This window comes from Streptomyces angustmyceticus, assembly GCF_019933235.1.
Classification (GTDB): domain Bacteria; phylum Actinomycetota; class Actinomycetes; order Streptomycetales; family Streptomycetaceae; genus Streptomyces; species Streptomyces angustmyceticus.
In genome coordinates, this window is record NZ_CP082945.1 from 728,789 (window position 1) to 742,201 (window position 13,413).

11 protein-coding genes and 1 pseudogene are annotated in these 13,413 nt (G+C 64.4%); 9 read left to right on the forward strand and 3 right to left on the reverse strand.

All coding sequences use genetic code 11. The features are described 5' to 3' along the window. The first annotated feature begins 302 nt into the window (after positions 1 to 302). Both K7396_RS03690 and K7396_RS03695 read left to right on the forward strand, forming a co-directional pair. The gene (locus K7396_RS03690; RefSeq protein ID WP_143589110.1) at positions 303 to 926 is read left to right on the forward strand and encodes a hypothetical protein; all 624 of its coding nucleotides are present in this window, start codon (positions 303 to 305) and stop codon (positions 924 to 926) included. 223 nt (positions 927 to 1,149) lie between these two features. Beyond that, on the forward strand, positions 1,150 to 1,680 hold the full coding sequence (locus tag K7396_RS03695) for a hypothetical protein (RefSeq protein ID WP_223659606.1): 531 nt from the start codon (positions 1,150 to 1,152) through the stop codon (positions 1,678 to 1,680). A 659-nt stretch (positions 1,681 to 2,339) separates the two neighbouring features. Here the strand turns inward: K7396_RS03695 and K7396_RS03700 are convergent. Continuing rightward, positions 2,340 to 2,780, reverse strand: coding sequence for a hypothetical protein (locus K7396_RS03700; RefSeq protein ID WP_143589111.1), 441 nt, complete (start codon positions 2,778 to 2,780; stop codon positions 2,340 to 2,342). After that, positions 2,777 to 6,319, reverse strand: coding sequence for a hypothetical protein (locus tag K7396_RS03705; protein WP_086718454.1), 3,543 nt, complete (start codon positions 6,317 to 6,319; stop codon positions 2,777 to 2,779). Before K7396_RS03705 ends, K7396_RS03700 begins: the two co-directional genes overlap by 4 nt. Positions 6,320 to 6,663: 344 nt before the next feature. Between K7396_RS03705 and K7396_RS03710 the strand changes: the two genes are divergently transcribed. From K7396_RS03710 to K7396_RS03740, 7 genes and pseudogenes are all read left to right on the forward strand, one after another. After that, positions 6,664 to 7,182, forward strand: coding sequence for a hypothetical protein (locus K7396_RS03710; RefSeq protein ID WP_174886806.1), 519 nt, complete (start codon positions 6,664 to 6,666; stop codon positions 7,180 to 7,182). A 500-nt stretch (positions 7,183 to 7,682) separates the two neighbouring features. Further along, positions 7,683 to 9,224 (forward strand): FG-GAP-like repeat-containing protein, encoded by a 1,542-nt coding sequence (locus K7396_RS03715; RefSeq protein ID WP_086718455.1) that lies wholly within the window; start codon positions 7,683 to 7,685, stop codon positions 9,222 to 9,224. 202 nt (positions 9,225 to 9,426) lie between these two features. Further along, positions 9,427 to 9,666: pseudogene (locus K7396_RS03720) on the forward strand (hypothetical protein); the annotation flags it as partial. Continuing rightward, positions 9,659 to 9,859, forward strand: a complete 201-nt coding sequence (locus tag K7396_RS03725) for a hypothetical protein (RefSeq protein WP_086718456.1) — start codon at positions 9,659 to 9,661, stop codon at positions 9,857 to 9,859. The pseudogene K7396_RS03720 and the gene K7396_RS03725, both read left to right, overlap by 8 nt. Then, positions 9,859 to 10,848: a glycine betaine ABC transporter substrate-binding protein gene (locus tag K7396_RS03730; protein ID WP_086718457.1), complete on the forward strand. Its 990-nt coding sequence runs from the start codon at positions 9,859 to 9,861 to the stop codon at positions 10,846 to 10,848. The genes K7396_RS03725 and K7396_RS03730 overlap by 1 nt, the downstream gene beginning before the upstream one ends. 543 nt (positions 10,849 to 11,391) lie before the next feature. Then, the gene (locus K7396_RS03735) at positions 11,392 to 11,850 is read left to right on the forward strand and encodes a hypothetical protein (RefSeq protein ID WP_143589113.1); all 459 of its coding nucleotides are present in this window, start codon (positions 11,392 to 11,394) and stop codon (positions 11,848 to 11,850) included. 79 nt (positions 11,851 to 11,929) lie between these two features. Next, entirely contained in the window at positions 11,930 to 12,538 is a 609-nt protein-coding gene (locus tag K7396_RS03740) for a hypothetical protein (protein WP_143589114.1), read from the forward strand. Positions 12,539 to 12,645: 107 nt separating this feature from the next. Here the strand turns inward: K7396_RS03740 and K7396_RS03745 are convergent, their stop codons facing one another. Next, the gene (locus tag K7396_RS03745; protein ID WP_086719425.1) at positions 12,646 to 12,993 is read right to left on the reverse strand and encodes a hypothetical protein; all 348 of its coding nucleotides are present in this window, start codon (positions 12,991 to 12,993) and stop codon (positions 12,646 to 12,648) included. Positions 12,994 to 13,413 lie beyond the last annotated feature (420 nt).

A 13,413-nucleotide genomic window follows, 5' to 3' on the forward strand; every position in this document is an offset into this window, starting at 1 on the left:
CGCTCATCCGCCGAGGTGACGGCCCGCCACCAGTACAGCACTGCCTCCCATTTTCTGAGCGTTAGAGCAGACAGACGAAGGTGCGGGCGCCGACGGGGTGGTCGCTGCGCAGGACGCTATGGCCCAGGCCTCGTACTTCGGCAAGGAGTCATTCTTTCCATCAACCGCCTTGCATGGGTCCGGCGCGGATAAACGGATTAACAGGATCCACCGCCTTTGAATCGGTGCGCAAAGATCAGGCCACCTGTCACAGCGGCTGCTGGAGGGAAGGGCGAAATGAATGCGCTAAATTCGGGTAAAAGATGGACGGTGCGCACCAAGTCGGGCCCACGAACCAGCCAAAGCAGTTTAATCTGATTGACTGCCATCATTCCTTCATAGAGGACCCTCCCGAGACCTCATACGGGGTCGAACAGGGAGATATCGTGAGGAAAATAGGAAGAGCGATAACTTTTGGCTTTGCGAGCATGGCGCTCGCGGTTTGCAGCTTTGCCACCCCGGCAGCCGCACACAACCTTCAGGGCGAAACCGCCACCGACAATACCGGGATTGCAGCCACCGACGGCCTCACGGCCGGGCGGCCCGTAATCCACACACGCGGTGACGGGGTGAAGCCGCCCGCGGAGCTGGGTAACCCCTCTGAGTGGGGTGTGGTAAGGATCGAAGTCAACGATTCGACTGCCCGGCCGCTGGGAAATACCTGCAAAGAAGTCACTCATGGCACGTGGTGCTATGGGTGGGATTCGGCTGGTTCGAATGGGAAGAAGTGCTATTCGAACTACATCGCAGATACGGGCCACCTGACTACAGTGAGGGTTCGTAACATCGACTATTCAAGCGGCTGGGTGCCGAAGAACAAGGTCTCCTACACCAATGTAACCATTGGCCTGGCGTACACTTGCTACGCCTACTACGATAACGCTTGAATGTGACCCCCGCGTTACGGAGTGGATTCCTGCCAGGCGGGGTCGACTAGCGTGCGACCCTGGGTCCACTGTCTCCGCATGGGCTCAGACTGGACGGGGAAGAGAAATCGGAAGCTTTTCGGGCGCTCGCGCTTTGTCGCTGACAGCGCCACTCGGGGTTGGTTTGCTGCTTGGCCTACTAGGCCCTCTTGCTGGAAAATTGGATAGTCCCGCCAGTGTAGTCGTGGATGTCATTTTCTCCGGCGGGTGGTCATGGGCCTGCTACGCATTTCTGGTGGGCCATCTCCGCCAATCCAAAATTGAATCCGTCATTCTTGCACCTCTTGGACTGGCTATCGGGGTGGTTACTTACTACCTATTTAAGGATTCGATTCTTGCCGCCACTTCGGTCGGATTGCAAGCCGGCGCCTCGGGTTCAGGTTTCAAAATTGGGGTATGGGGAGTGCTGGCGTTTGTATTCGGGGCGCCTCTTGGACTCCTGGGTAACGTCGCGCGAGTGCCAGGCATCGGCGGCCTCTTCTTTCGGCTGCTTATTCCGCTCGTAGCCTTTTACGAGACCTCTATGCGCTTGGCCGGGGAGTCGCGTGGGCAAGGTTTGATTGTCACAAATACCTGGAATGCCGTTCGATTCATCGCAGTGGCTGTTGCGTTCGCTCTGGTGGGGCACACAATCTGGAGTTGGTGGCACGCTCGACGTGCTCGTTCTTCGAGGTCTGAAGAGCTTGATTGCCGACAAGCCCGTGACGTGAGCTGAGTATTAAGTCGCGGACGGCACCCTAAATCCCGGTGCTCCCGTCGGCGCGTCCAGCCGTAACTACAGGTTGCGCCGCAACGCGATAAGGGACAGCGCTTACGCATCAAGTGAACCTTCAGCTAAGCCCTTGCGGTCCTTGTTCTTCGTCCGTAGGTAGGTGCCTAGCGGCTGGGAGTGCAGGTACAAGTTCACGGCGTCGTGGCCAGAGGGGACGGTGCCCCAGCCCTCCCAGCCCATGAGGGTCAACTGTGGTCAGGCTCGGACGCATACCGCCCAGCGAATCGAACGCCCGAACCGGAGCGCCCGGAACCGCTCGGGAAGGTCAACCCCTTCCGAGCTCCCCTCTGACCAACCAAAGAATCGCCCCGGCCGTTGAGGCCGGGGCGGTTCTGCGTTGCTTCGATTACCTCAGGACACCGCAGTTCGGACAGTCGTTCCCCGGTGCCAACCCAGCTTTTCGCAGGTGGCGCCCTGCCAGAAACCCGAAATTCCATGCTTCTTGATTGAGGTCAACGAGGGGCCGTCATTAGGCTGGCATACCCTATTGCAAGATCGAAGCCTAGTATTTCACGATTTCCTTTGCGTCACCTATGTCCAGCACGAAAACGCTGGCCATTGCCGTGCATGGCGTCAGCTGAAGGCGACGGCAACGACATACGCTAGGGAGACTTCTTGAAAACGAATCTGTTCGGTGAATCCTCCGAGGTTTGGATGTAGATTCCGTCCTTGGCTCCCTTACCCATGACGTAAAGGTCATCTATGAGCGCGCGGATCTTTGGACCCGTCTTGAGACCGAGAATGATCTGCTGATCCGCCGAGGAGGTGGGCCTCTTCGGTAGGGTCCATGTACCCTCGCCGGTGATGGAACCTACGGGTGTCTCACCGACCAAGCCACCTGGAATCTTTACCGCCTCGGCCGTGCCGTCTTCATGCAGGGTTACCCGTGCCCCCCGGGGTCCGGACCAGGTACCTATCAGTTCGCTCCGCTTTGCGGAGGCACCAGTGAAGAACCCCGAGTCAATAACGCAGTAGAGGAGAAACCCTCCACCGGCGAGCGCCAGTACGACGCAGAGCACGGAAATCATGATGACTTTTTTCATCGCAAGTTCACCTCTTCTTCCCAATAAACGGTCTGATGCTTTGTTCTGAGCGGAAGATCGAACGCATCCGCAATACCGGTGAGTGGGTTACCGACATATTTCTCAATATACTTCTTGGCGGGCCCCGGCAGGTGAGTAAAGGAGGTGATAGTGGTGTCGTTATCGATCTGGATACCTATCTTGGCTTTCCCTGTCTCAGAGTCTCGCGAGATGACCTTGAATTTATAGCCGTATGAACCAATGAAGGTGGCGGTTGAGGTGCCGAACTTCCCGCCGGAGGCCCAGTTCTTGGCTGTTCCTGTCCCGCCGAGCGAGAGTACATCCGTGGCGTCCGATAGCAGTCGAGGCCAGCTCTCAAGCTTCATGACGCTATAACCGCCAACGGATTCGTCCGGACCGCCGTTCCGGATCTTCGTGACGATCTCTGCGCGGACGTAGTCCATCGAATGATCATTGCGGATTTGCTCGGTGAACTCGTCTCCGGCGGTGAAGAAGTCCACCTTGTTTCCGGTGCCGAACAGCCATTGGAATCCGAGGTCGATGGCATCCGGCTTGGGGCCTTGCCCATCCTTCCAGGCTGCGACGAGCGCTTCCCGCAGGAACTGGAGCTGCTGCCGCTCCACTTCCGAAAGGGCCTGTTCTGCCTTGCGGCGCCGTTCCTCCTCCTGGCGGCGAGCCTCTTCTTCTTCGCGCTTCTTAGTGACGTAGGTGGCGAGGGTTTGCTTGTAAGCCGTAGCGGCGGCCGCTGCGTCCTTGCCGGCGGATTCTGCTGAGGCGCGTGCTGCGTTCGCAGCAGTGTAGGCGGAGTTGGCGGAGGCGTTCGCTTGCATGGCGGAGACGGAGGCGCGTGATGCCTCGTATTCGGCCTTGTCGGCATCGCGTTCGGCTGCGTTGGCTGCCGCGTCGGCGGTGCGTGCGGACTTTGCGGCGGCGGCTGCCGATTCTTCGGCTTCCGTTGCGTGCTTGCTGGCTTGCTTGGCGTATTCGTTCGCCTGGCCGGCCGCCTGCGTTGCCTCTTTGCTGTACTTTTCAGCGTCAGCTGCGGCGTTGTTGGCCTTGGCCGCGACGACCCTTGCTTCCGCTGCGTTCTTTTGCGCGGTGGCGGCCGTTCCGGCGGCTTCAGCGATGAGTTGCTGGACTATGGCGACGTGGATGGCGGTGAGATGGTCCCGGCGCGCGGTCGCATATTGCCCGACTTGGATGAAATCATGCAGGGCCTCGGATGTTCCTTCGAGAGCGATCCGGGCCGCTGCCTTGGTCTCGTCACCGCCGCTACCTGCCAGCTGGGTGGCGCGGATCCGTTCATCGAGTTCCTGGGCAGCGTACTGGCCCTCGCTTAAGAATTCGCGGAGCTTGGCGACTGAGCCATCCCTCAACGCTGCCTGGGCGGCTTTGTTGAGCTCCGTCCCCCCGCTGCCGGCGATCCGGGTGACGAGGATGCCGTAGTCGGTCTGTGCGGCCTCATCCGCGCCGGTGCGGAGGAACTCTGTGATCTGCTTTGCGTCGCCCTTGAGTGCCTCGTCGGCCGCCTTGCGAACGTTCTCGTAAGTGCTGTTGATGGCGAGGTTCTGGGCTCGTGATCGCTCGTCCTGTTCTGCGGCCTGCTGCCAGCCGGTGCGCAGGTACTCCTTAACGGCGTCGTCGGAGCCTGTCAGTGCGGCCTTAGCGGCTGCCTGGCTCCAAGGTCCGCGAACCTTCATTGCCAGGACAGCGGCCTTGCGGCCCTTTGCCACCACGTCCTTGGCGTCGGCATCAGGCTTGGCGGCTTCAGCGACCAGGCGCCTGGCTTCGTCGTCGAGCTCCTGGGCAGTCTTGGCCTGTTTCTTTGCTTCTGCCTCCTCCAGCGTCTGGGCCTGCTGCTCGGCCCTGGCCTGCGTGATGCCGGCTTGGGTTCGGGCCTTGAGCTCCTCGGCTTCGACCTTGGTCGCGATGTTGTGGACCTTGTTAGCGGTGGCAACCGCCTCAGTTGCCTTGTCAGCAGCCCCCTTGGCTGCATCGGCATGTTCGGAGGACTCCTTGGCAGCCGTTGCTGCCTCACCCGCATGATCTGCTGCCTGCTTCGCTGCGGTCGCGGCATTTCTGGCGTGCTTGGCAGCGTCACGTGCCGCTGCCCGGGCGTCCCTCGCAGCGTCGGCGGCTTCGTAGGCGAGGTTGCGTGCTGCGAGGGCTGCACGGCGTGATTCCCGGGCCTGGCTGCGGGCGGTTGCCGCCCACTGCTTGGCCTTGGCGAACTCGGCACTTGCCGTGCCCGCATGACGGCCGGCCTCATCAGCCGCATCGGCGGCAGCATCTGCATTGCTGCTGGCGCTGGAGGCTGCGTTTGCCGCATCACCGGCCGCTCGGGCGGCGATCTCCACCTGCGCGGCGGCTTGTTCTGACTTCTCGGCGGCAGCTGCGGCGGTGTTGGCTTGCTCGGCAGCCTTACGCGCAACCGAAGCGGTGCTGGCGTCGGTCGCTGCGTTGGCAGCTGCTTCACGGGCCCGTGAAGCAGCTGCGGCGGCTGCGGAGGCCGCTGCAGCCGCCTTTGCCGCGGCGTTCGCAGCCATCCGGGCTGCGTGGTTGGCGGCTTGTGCCGCACCAATGGCATCCTGCGCGGCTTGGGCCGCTCCTTGAGCCGCGGCGGCGGCTTTGACCCCGGTCTTGGCTGACTTAGCGGCGCTCTCGCCGGCCGCCTCGCTCTCTGCCTTGGCCTGGTCTGCCAGGTCCTTCGCGTCCTGGGCCGCCCGAACAGCACGCTCAGAAGCACTCTTGGCGGCCTCAGTCTGCTGCTTGGCCTCTTCGCCAGCTTGCTTGGCCTGTTCGGCCAGCTGGGAGACCGTGGCCCGTTCCTGGTCGCGGTTACGGGCGATGTCCTGCCCCACCGCGAGGAACTCGCGGACATCTTCGATGGAGCCCCGCAGTGCGACGTTCGCGGCCTCCTTCGTGGCCGGGCCGCCAGCCGACATGATCTGCGTGGCGCGGATCCGGTCGTCCGTCTCCTGCGCTGGGAACCGCTCCTGCTCAAGGAACTTGCGGACGTCCTCGATCGAGCCCCGCAGCGCAGCCTGGCCAGCCTTGTTGACCTCAGGGCCCCCCGCGGTGGTGATCTGCGTGGCAAGGATCCGCATGTCCGTCTCGGCCGGTTCCTTCCACCCATCCTTCAAGAACTTGAGCAGATCCTCTTTCGAACCGGACCGCAGCGCCTTTGAGGCAGCCTCACGTACGGTCACGCCGCCCGTGGTGAAAATCCGTGTCGCACTGATGCTGTAGTCGGTGAACTCGGCGAAATCCTTCTCACTGTCGAGGAACGTTTGGACGTCCTCATCGGTGCCCAACAGGGCAGCCTCGGCAGCTGCCTTGACCGTGGGACCGCCCGTCGTCCACAGCTCCGCGACACGACCACGGGCGACAATACCCTTCTCCTGGAGGCCAGTTGCGGCCGCAGGACGTGCATCAAGTAGTCCTGTGAGGAGCGTCAGAGGTAACAGGCACAAGCACAGCAAGCGTATGCCGAACTCCCACCTGCCCCTAAATCTCGTCAAGCAATGGTCGTCTCGCACCGGTTGCCTTTCTCTTTTCAGTTACCTATGTGACGTCTTTCGACGCCGAGAGCATAACTGTCCAGATGGGCGACCGAGCCGAGAAATATGGAGAGGATGGCTCGATCCAAGAACGATCCGGCGAGAATGTTTCGGGCACTTAGGCGAGCCGGCTCGTGAAAGGTTGTACGCCCCGAAAAGCTGTGATCAATCTGTAACTTGGCTGGAAAGATTACTCGTTGAGTTTCGCGGGTGATAGGTTCACGGCTGACCATTCGGTTCATTTTCCCTGCGGTTTCCTGTTGTTGCCGCAGCACACATGGAAGGAACTTCTGGTGATATCTCGCGCGCGAAAGGCGCTGACTGTGGGCGTCATCAGTGGCGCCGCAGCTGTCGCGGGGGTCTTCACTCTCGCTGTTGCGCAGGCCGCGCCGCAATCCACGCATAACGCTGCCCAGCAGTCCGCGGGCGACGCGAACCCGCCGTACGCGGTGGAGACCTTTGATTACCCGAACGCGGCAAAGATTCTCAGGGAACAGGGGATCCTGCTCCGCAAGGGCGACGGCCACATCATCCTCGCCGACTGCCAGGCCCCCGATGGCCAGGACATTCAGGTCTCGACCGGCGTCAATCACCCGGGGCAGACCAAGACGGGCAGGTACTGCTTCAAGGTCACCGGAACCGGCAAGACCGGCTACCTCACACTGGAACTCCCCCAGGTCTACAACATCATGACCGGCGACGTCGCCGTTCAGGCGGACCTCACCTCGGCTGGCAAAACTCAGAGCGTCGACGTGCCCAAGAACTTCACCAAGGGTGTCGGTCCCGGAGACACCCCGCCGGCCGGTCCCACCGTTCTGGTCGAGCTCCGCGTCAAGGGTTGACCACAGACCCCAGGCTCCCGCGAACAAGCTGCCAGGCTGGCTAGTGTGGACTGTGGGCTGACCCCCGTGCGAGAGCCACGCCATTGGAGGCCGTTGCCGCCAAGCCCACTGGGACGTTCACGTCGCCGACTGGCCGGGCTTCGACTGCGACGACAGCCCAGCGCACACGGGCGGCGGAGCTGGCACATGGAAACTGGTGCCGGAAGACAAGCGCATCGGGATGGACAGCGACGTCGGATTGACCTTCAGCGGCAAGGGCTTCAAGTCTGGCTGGAGCAGTGATCGCGTTGCCCAGACCTCCAGCTTCTCAGCTGCCGGGAGCAGCCGCGCATATACCGCTCCGCTGAGGGCTTGGGCATCTGCCGTTTCCACTCAGCGCGTCCAAGTGCCGGAGGCGGCACTCACCAAGTGCCCCGGACGCCGATGCTGCGCACCAGCGCCATCGGTGCAGAGCTGCCGATCTCCCATCTATGAAATCGAAACCCAGACGAGGAAGACGTATGTCTGTCAGATGTTCGCGCGCGGCCCTGACCGCAGGGCTTCTTGCCCCCGTCATCGCGGCCGGTGTGCTCGTTGCTGCTCCCGCGGGCGCTGTTGTTGGCCCCGCCACCAAAGACGGCTCGTACCCGTTCACGGTGAAGCTGGACATCGGTGGGCAGCGCAGCTGCTCGGCCGCATTGGTCGATCAGCAGTGGCTGGTCACGGCCGCTAGTTGCTTTGCCGACAATCCCGCGGAGAGCCTGAAGGTTCCTGCTGGGGCGCCGAAGATGAAGACCATCGCCACGGTCGGCCGCACGGACCTGACGCGCGATGGCGGCACCGTGACCACCGTGGAGAAGCTGGTTCCCCGCGATGACCGTGACCTGGTAATGGCCAAACTGGCCAAGCCCGTCACGGATATCGCCCCCGTCGAAATTACTGCCAAGGCCCCACTGCCAGGCGAGGACGTCTTCGTGAGCGGCTACGGCCGCACCAAGGACGAGTGGGTCCCCGACCGCCTGCACTACGGGCGGTTCTCCGTAGGCGCTGCCAAGCAGACCTCGCTCGGCATCACTGGTAAGGACAACAGTGCCGCCGTCTGTGAGGGGGATACCGGTGCTCCTGTATGGCGTGATATTGGCGGCCGCTACGAATTGGCCGGAGTCGGTAGTCAGTCCTGGCAGGGCGGCTGCTTCGGCCATGACGATGAGACCCGCGCCGATGCCGTCGCGTCCCGCACGGACGACATAGCCAGCTGGATCCAGACGGTGCGGCTTGCGACGAAGTTCGGGGACGTCAGCGATGTGATCACCTCGGCCGACTTCAACGGCGATGGCCGCACCGACGTTGCCGCCGTCATGAACGACGGCAACCTGCACGCCTTCTACGCCACACCGGACGGCACCCTGCAGTACGGCCGTGAGCTGTGGACCCATGATGGCACCTGGAAGAGTTTCCAGCAGATCATCGGTGGTGACTTCAACGGCGACGGCCAGGGCGACATCATCGCGCGCCGCGACGACGGCCAGCTCTTCCTCTACGCCGGCACAGCCAACGGCACACTGAAGCCCAGCGTGGAGGTCTGGTACGACAAGTCCTGGAAGGGGATGCCCCAGATCGTGCGCTTCCGTGCCGATGGCTCCGGACGGGATGGCCTGGCAGCCGTGTGGGATGACGGCTCGTTGCACGCCTACACCACCAAGACCGACGGCACTCTCAGCGGAGCCAAGCGCGACCTGTGGTACGACAAGTCCTGGGACGGCATGCGCATCCTGTCCAGCGGCGACTTCAACACCGACAGCAGAGACGACATCGTCGCCACTGACTCCGACGGCGGCTTCCGCCTCTACACCGGCAACGCGCAGGGCACCGTCACCCGCGCCCCTGACCTCTGGGACGACAAGTCCTGGCGCAACATACGCGCCCTGCTCGGCGGCGACTTCAACGGGGACGGCAAGTCCGACATCGCCGCCCGCTGGAGCGACCGCAGCCTGCACCTTTACGCCGGCAACGGCAAGGGCACCCTCACCGCCGGTCCGTCCATGTGGCCCACCGCCTTGTAGCCCAAAAGTGGACACCGACACACGCCAACGGACGGAGCAGCGCGGGTCTGCCGCCAGAGCTGCGCTGAGGTCCGTCTCGCCCGCTTACGTCGCCATGTACTGGCGCACCATCGCGTGCCGGTGACCGGCGAGGGCCTGGCCGGTGACCGGGTCGGCGCCCGACCTGGCCTTTTGCCGGTCGGGCGCCTTTCGCTCGGCCCGCCTGGGGCGAGGGCCGATCGCGGCCATTGCCCCAGGGCCCGGGCTCGGGCTCGGGCTCGGGCTCGGGCTCGGGCTCGGGCTCGGCAACCAGATCTTCCGCGGGATCGCCGGTCTGGGCGGTGCGAGCACGCTCGACGAAGTACTGTCGGGGACGCTCGGAATCGTCGTCCCAGTCCTGCCGTTCGACGCCGGGTACGCGCCGATCGGACGGCTCACCATCTCACGGGGGATCCGTGGCTGACTCTGCCGAAATCGTCGGACCGACCTCCCCGACGTCCGGCGCCGCGGGCCCCGGCGGATCCGCCCGGATCAGGCGGCTGATCGAGCCGGCCTCGGGGCAGAACACCATCGGCGGCGAGGACGTCACCGGCATCAACCCCGTGGCGCTCCGCCGCACCATCGGCTACGCCATCCAGGCCATGGAGGTGGACTGATGTACCTGGCCCAGGTACGGAAAACCGTCGCGGGCGCGGGCGCCCTGCTGCTCGCCGCCGCGGGGCTGAGCGGCTGCGGACTGACCAGCGGCAGCCCGCTGGCCGACTCGGTACAGCCCGGCTCCATCGGGAAGGGGCGGCCATTAGAAGGCGCGCAACTTACCGTGACATCGAAGGAATTCACCGAGCAGATCATCCTGGGCCAGATCATGGGGCTGGTCTTCAAAGCAGCCGGCGCGGAAGTCCTGGACCGGACGAACATCCAGGGCTCGATCGGTGCCCGCGAGGCGGTCAAGTCCGGTGCGGCGGACGGGATGTACGAGTACACCGGAACGGCCTGGATCACCTACCTCGGCCATACCAAGCGGGTCGTCGACCCGCACGAGCAGTGGGACGCCGTACGCCAGGAGGACCGCCGCCACGGCATCACCTGGCTGCCCGCCGCCCCGCTCAACAACACCTACGCGCTGGTCGCGAACCAGGCGAACGCGCAGAAGTACCGGCTGCGCACACTCTCCGACGTGGCACGCCTGACGAAGAAGGACCCGGGCGCGGCGACGATCTGTGGCGGAAGCGAGTTCTCGGTGCGCGAGGACGGCCTGCCGGGCGTGGCGAAGACGTACGGATTCGCCCTCCGGCGCGGGAACTTCAAAAAGATGGACGACGGCGTCGTCTACACCCAGGTCGCCGAGGGCGCGGCCTGCGCCCTCGGCGTGGCGGCCACCACCGATGGCCGCATTCCCCAACTCAAGCTGAAGGTGCTGGAGGACGACCGGCACTTCTTCCCCAACTACAACGCGGCACCCGAGATGAACAGCGCCACAATGAGGAAGCATCCCGCCATCGCCGGCCTCCTCGCCCCGATCACCAAGCGGCTGACGGGGTCGGAGGCCCAGCGGTTGAACGCGCGGGTGGACGTGGACGGGGAGGACCCGCACGAGGTGGCGAAGGACTGGCTGGTGCGGGAGGGCTTCATCCGGGAAGGCTGACAGGCGGGAAGGCTGAAAGACGGATCCGCGCGGGCGTCCGACGAGCAGGGGGACAGCGCCCTGCCGCTCGCGCAGGCGCTGCCGTTCGGGCAAACGCGGCCGTTCGGAGGCCGGGGCACCAGATCCGAACGACGCGCCCCAGGCGCAAGCCAGCGGCCATCGCTGACAACGGTCACGATTGGCCCACCGTTGCGCGATGCGCGACCGACTTCCACGCCAGGAGCACGGCGAGCAGGTCGCCTGGAGCCGCACGGTGCGGGCCGGCACCGACGCCGAGACGATGACCGCCCTGACCGCCCTGACAGCCCTCCTGCACCACATCGCGGACGGCACCGGACCCGTCCGGGACCACGGCCGAGGGGTCATCGACAGGCACGAGCGGGGCGGATCGTCGACGCCCTGGGGCTCCGCGGCGATGCGGAGCTCACGGCCCCCTGGATGTTGCCCTCTGGGGCAGTGCCCAAAGGTCCAATACCGTCCGGCTGTTCGGAAATCTAGGGTTGTTGACGTTCGCCGGAACCACACGTCAACGGGAGGATCCGCTTGAAGAAGATAGCCACCGCAACGCTGTGCGCGGCTCTACTCATGGGAGCCGCGGCGCCCGCAGGCGCAGCCGAGCAGGCTCCCCGTCCCGGACCCGGTGTCTATGCCAGCAACGGTGACTTCGTCCATGTATCTTCGACCAAGCCTGCAACGGCCTCCGGGCACGGATGGTGGTTCAAGGTCAAGGGCCCCGGTTCCAAGGCCAAGGTGACCATCTGGCTCCAGACCAGGAAGAGGGGCGCCACGAAGTGGCACACGGTCGCCAAGGGGGCAAAGATCGTGAAGCCGAGCAAGAAGCTCAACAAGGCTCCCAGCACATGGCGAGCCAACGCCCGCAAGAAGTGCGCCAACCGCCAGGTACGCGAATGGCGCAGCGTGATCGACACTGACATCATCGGTGTCGCAGACACCCCCGAGAAGGCCGTAACCAAGGTCCGCCGGGTCAAATGCGGGGTGTGACCGAATCCGTCTGATCTGCTGATCGGAGCCGACGTTGACGCCTTCCTCCTCTCTCTACAGCACCCGCATACAGACGCAGGTGGTCCACCTGGTCCTGCGTCACCTGTCCCGCCCGGTGCACGGGAACACCTATATGCGGGGAGTGCTCCCACCACAGGGCGGGGAGGAAGCCGTCTGCGTTGCCGTCGGCACGAAGGACGCGTGTGCGCCGGACCTGAATGTCTACGAAATCCCCCTGATCCAGGACGAGATCATCATCGCCGCCGGCGAAGTCCTCCAGATCGTGCGGGCCGCCCAGACCGCGGACCCGTTCTACCGGACCTTTTACCGCGACGATGAAGGCGACCTGTCGCAGATGCCGTCCCTGGCACTCGACCTCCTCGATATCCGGGGAGGTCAGGAACAGCAGGATCAGGAGGATCAGGAGGAACCGGCTGTCCTGACCCCGGAGACGAAGCACTCGACGGACAGGGCGAATCTGGTGGGGTTCCTCCCTCTGGCGTCCGGACGGCATCGGCTGTACTGGTCATGCGGCGACTGGCCCGGAATCATCGCCTCGGACGTGGAGACCTCCAACAGCCCCGAAGCGCTGGAAGCGGTCGTCGCCCATGGCCTGCCCGATACGCGCCGCGCGCAGCCTTCAAAAGATCTCTACTGCTGGAAGATCGCCCCACTGCTGGAGTCCTAGAGTCTTTCGAACCTGAGGAGGGCGTCTGACAGGGCTCCTGCCCGTCAGACGCCCTTCGCCCGTGCCCGCCCGGCCCGCCCCCCGGAGCGAGGGCTGCGCTGGGGTGGTCAGCGGGCCAGGCCCGCCTGGGCGAGTGCGCTGCTCACCATGTCGGCGCAGTGGTTCAGTTTGTTGCGGATGCGGACCGTGGCGGCCGGGGCTCCGGTCGTGGCGGCCAGTCCCAGGCCGTTGGTCTCGGCTTCCATGACCAGCCGGTCGTCCTGGACGGACAGGCTCATGCAGAGCCTGCCGGTGAAGAGTTTGCTGCGGGCCTCGTTCTCGCCCTCGCGCACCTCTGCGCTGCTGTTGGTCTGCGGCACCCAGTGGTAGCCCTGCCGCTCCAGCGCCGCGCGGGCAACGCCCAGGGCCTCCTGCGGTGCGGCCCCCGGCGTCAGTGTGATCTCTCGATTGCGCACGAACCCTCCGTCTGCTCTCAGCTCCGCCTGCGAATTCACCCGTGCCGTGCGAGGGAACTTCTCGTGCCGGGGCGTGCGTTCCGGAGGTTTTCAGGACTCCGCGCGAACTCCGACCCGAAACCCTGTCCCGGCATCTCGGCATCCCGATATCCCGATATCCCAGCGTCCCGGCTTCCCACTCGCGAAATTCTGTACCCGGAATTCCGCCCCGCCCGTCATGCACCAACTGCCGCTTTCCGGCAGGCAGAAGAAAGCCGCCTGCGGCAAGAGCGTTCGGCGGCGCACTCCGGCACGGCGGAGGTCAGGCGTCCGATTCCCCGGTCCCGGCCGAATCACCGTGACCGGAGTTTCCGTATGCCTGCCGGCTCCTTTCGAAGCCTACGGTGCGGCTCCTAGGTGATTCCCTAAACCCGGCCGCTG

What these genes read in the sequence shown, in the direction of transcription:
- K7396_RS03690 (WP_143589110.1), top strand. Translation starts at nt 303, where the DNA reads ATGGACGGTGCGCACCAAGTCGGGCCCACGAACCAGCCAAAGCAGTTT.
- K7396_RS03700 (WP_143589111.1), bottom strand. Translation starts at nt 2,780, where the DNA reads ATGAAAAAAGTCATCATGATTTCCGTGCTCTGCGTCGTACTGGCGCTC.
- K7396_RS03715 (WP_086718455.1), top strand. Translation starts at nt 7,683, where the DNA reads ATGTCTGTCAGATGTTCGCGCGCGGCCCTGACCGCAGGGCTTCTTGCC.
- K7396_RS03730 (WP_086718457.1), top strand. Translation starts at nt 9,859, where the DNA reads ATGTACCTGGCCCAGGTACGGAAAACCGTCGCGGGCGCGGGCGCCCTG.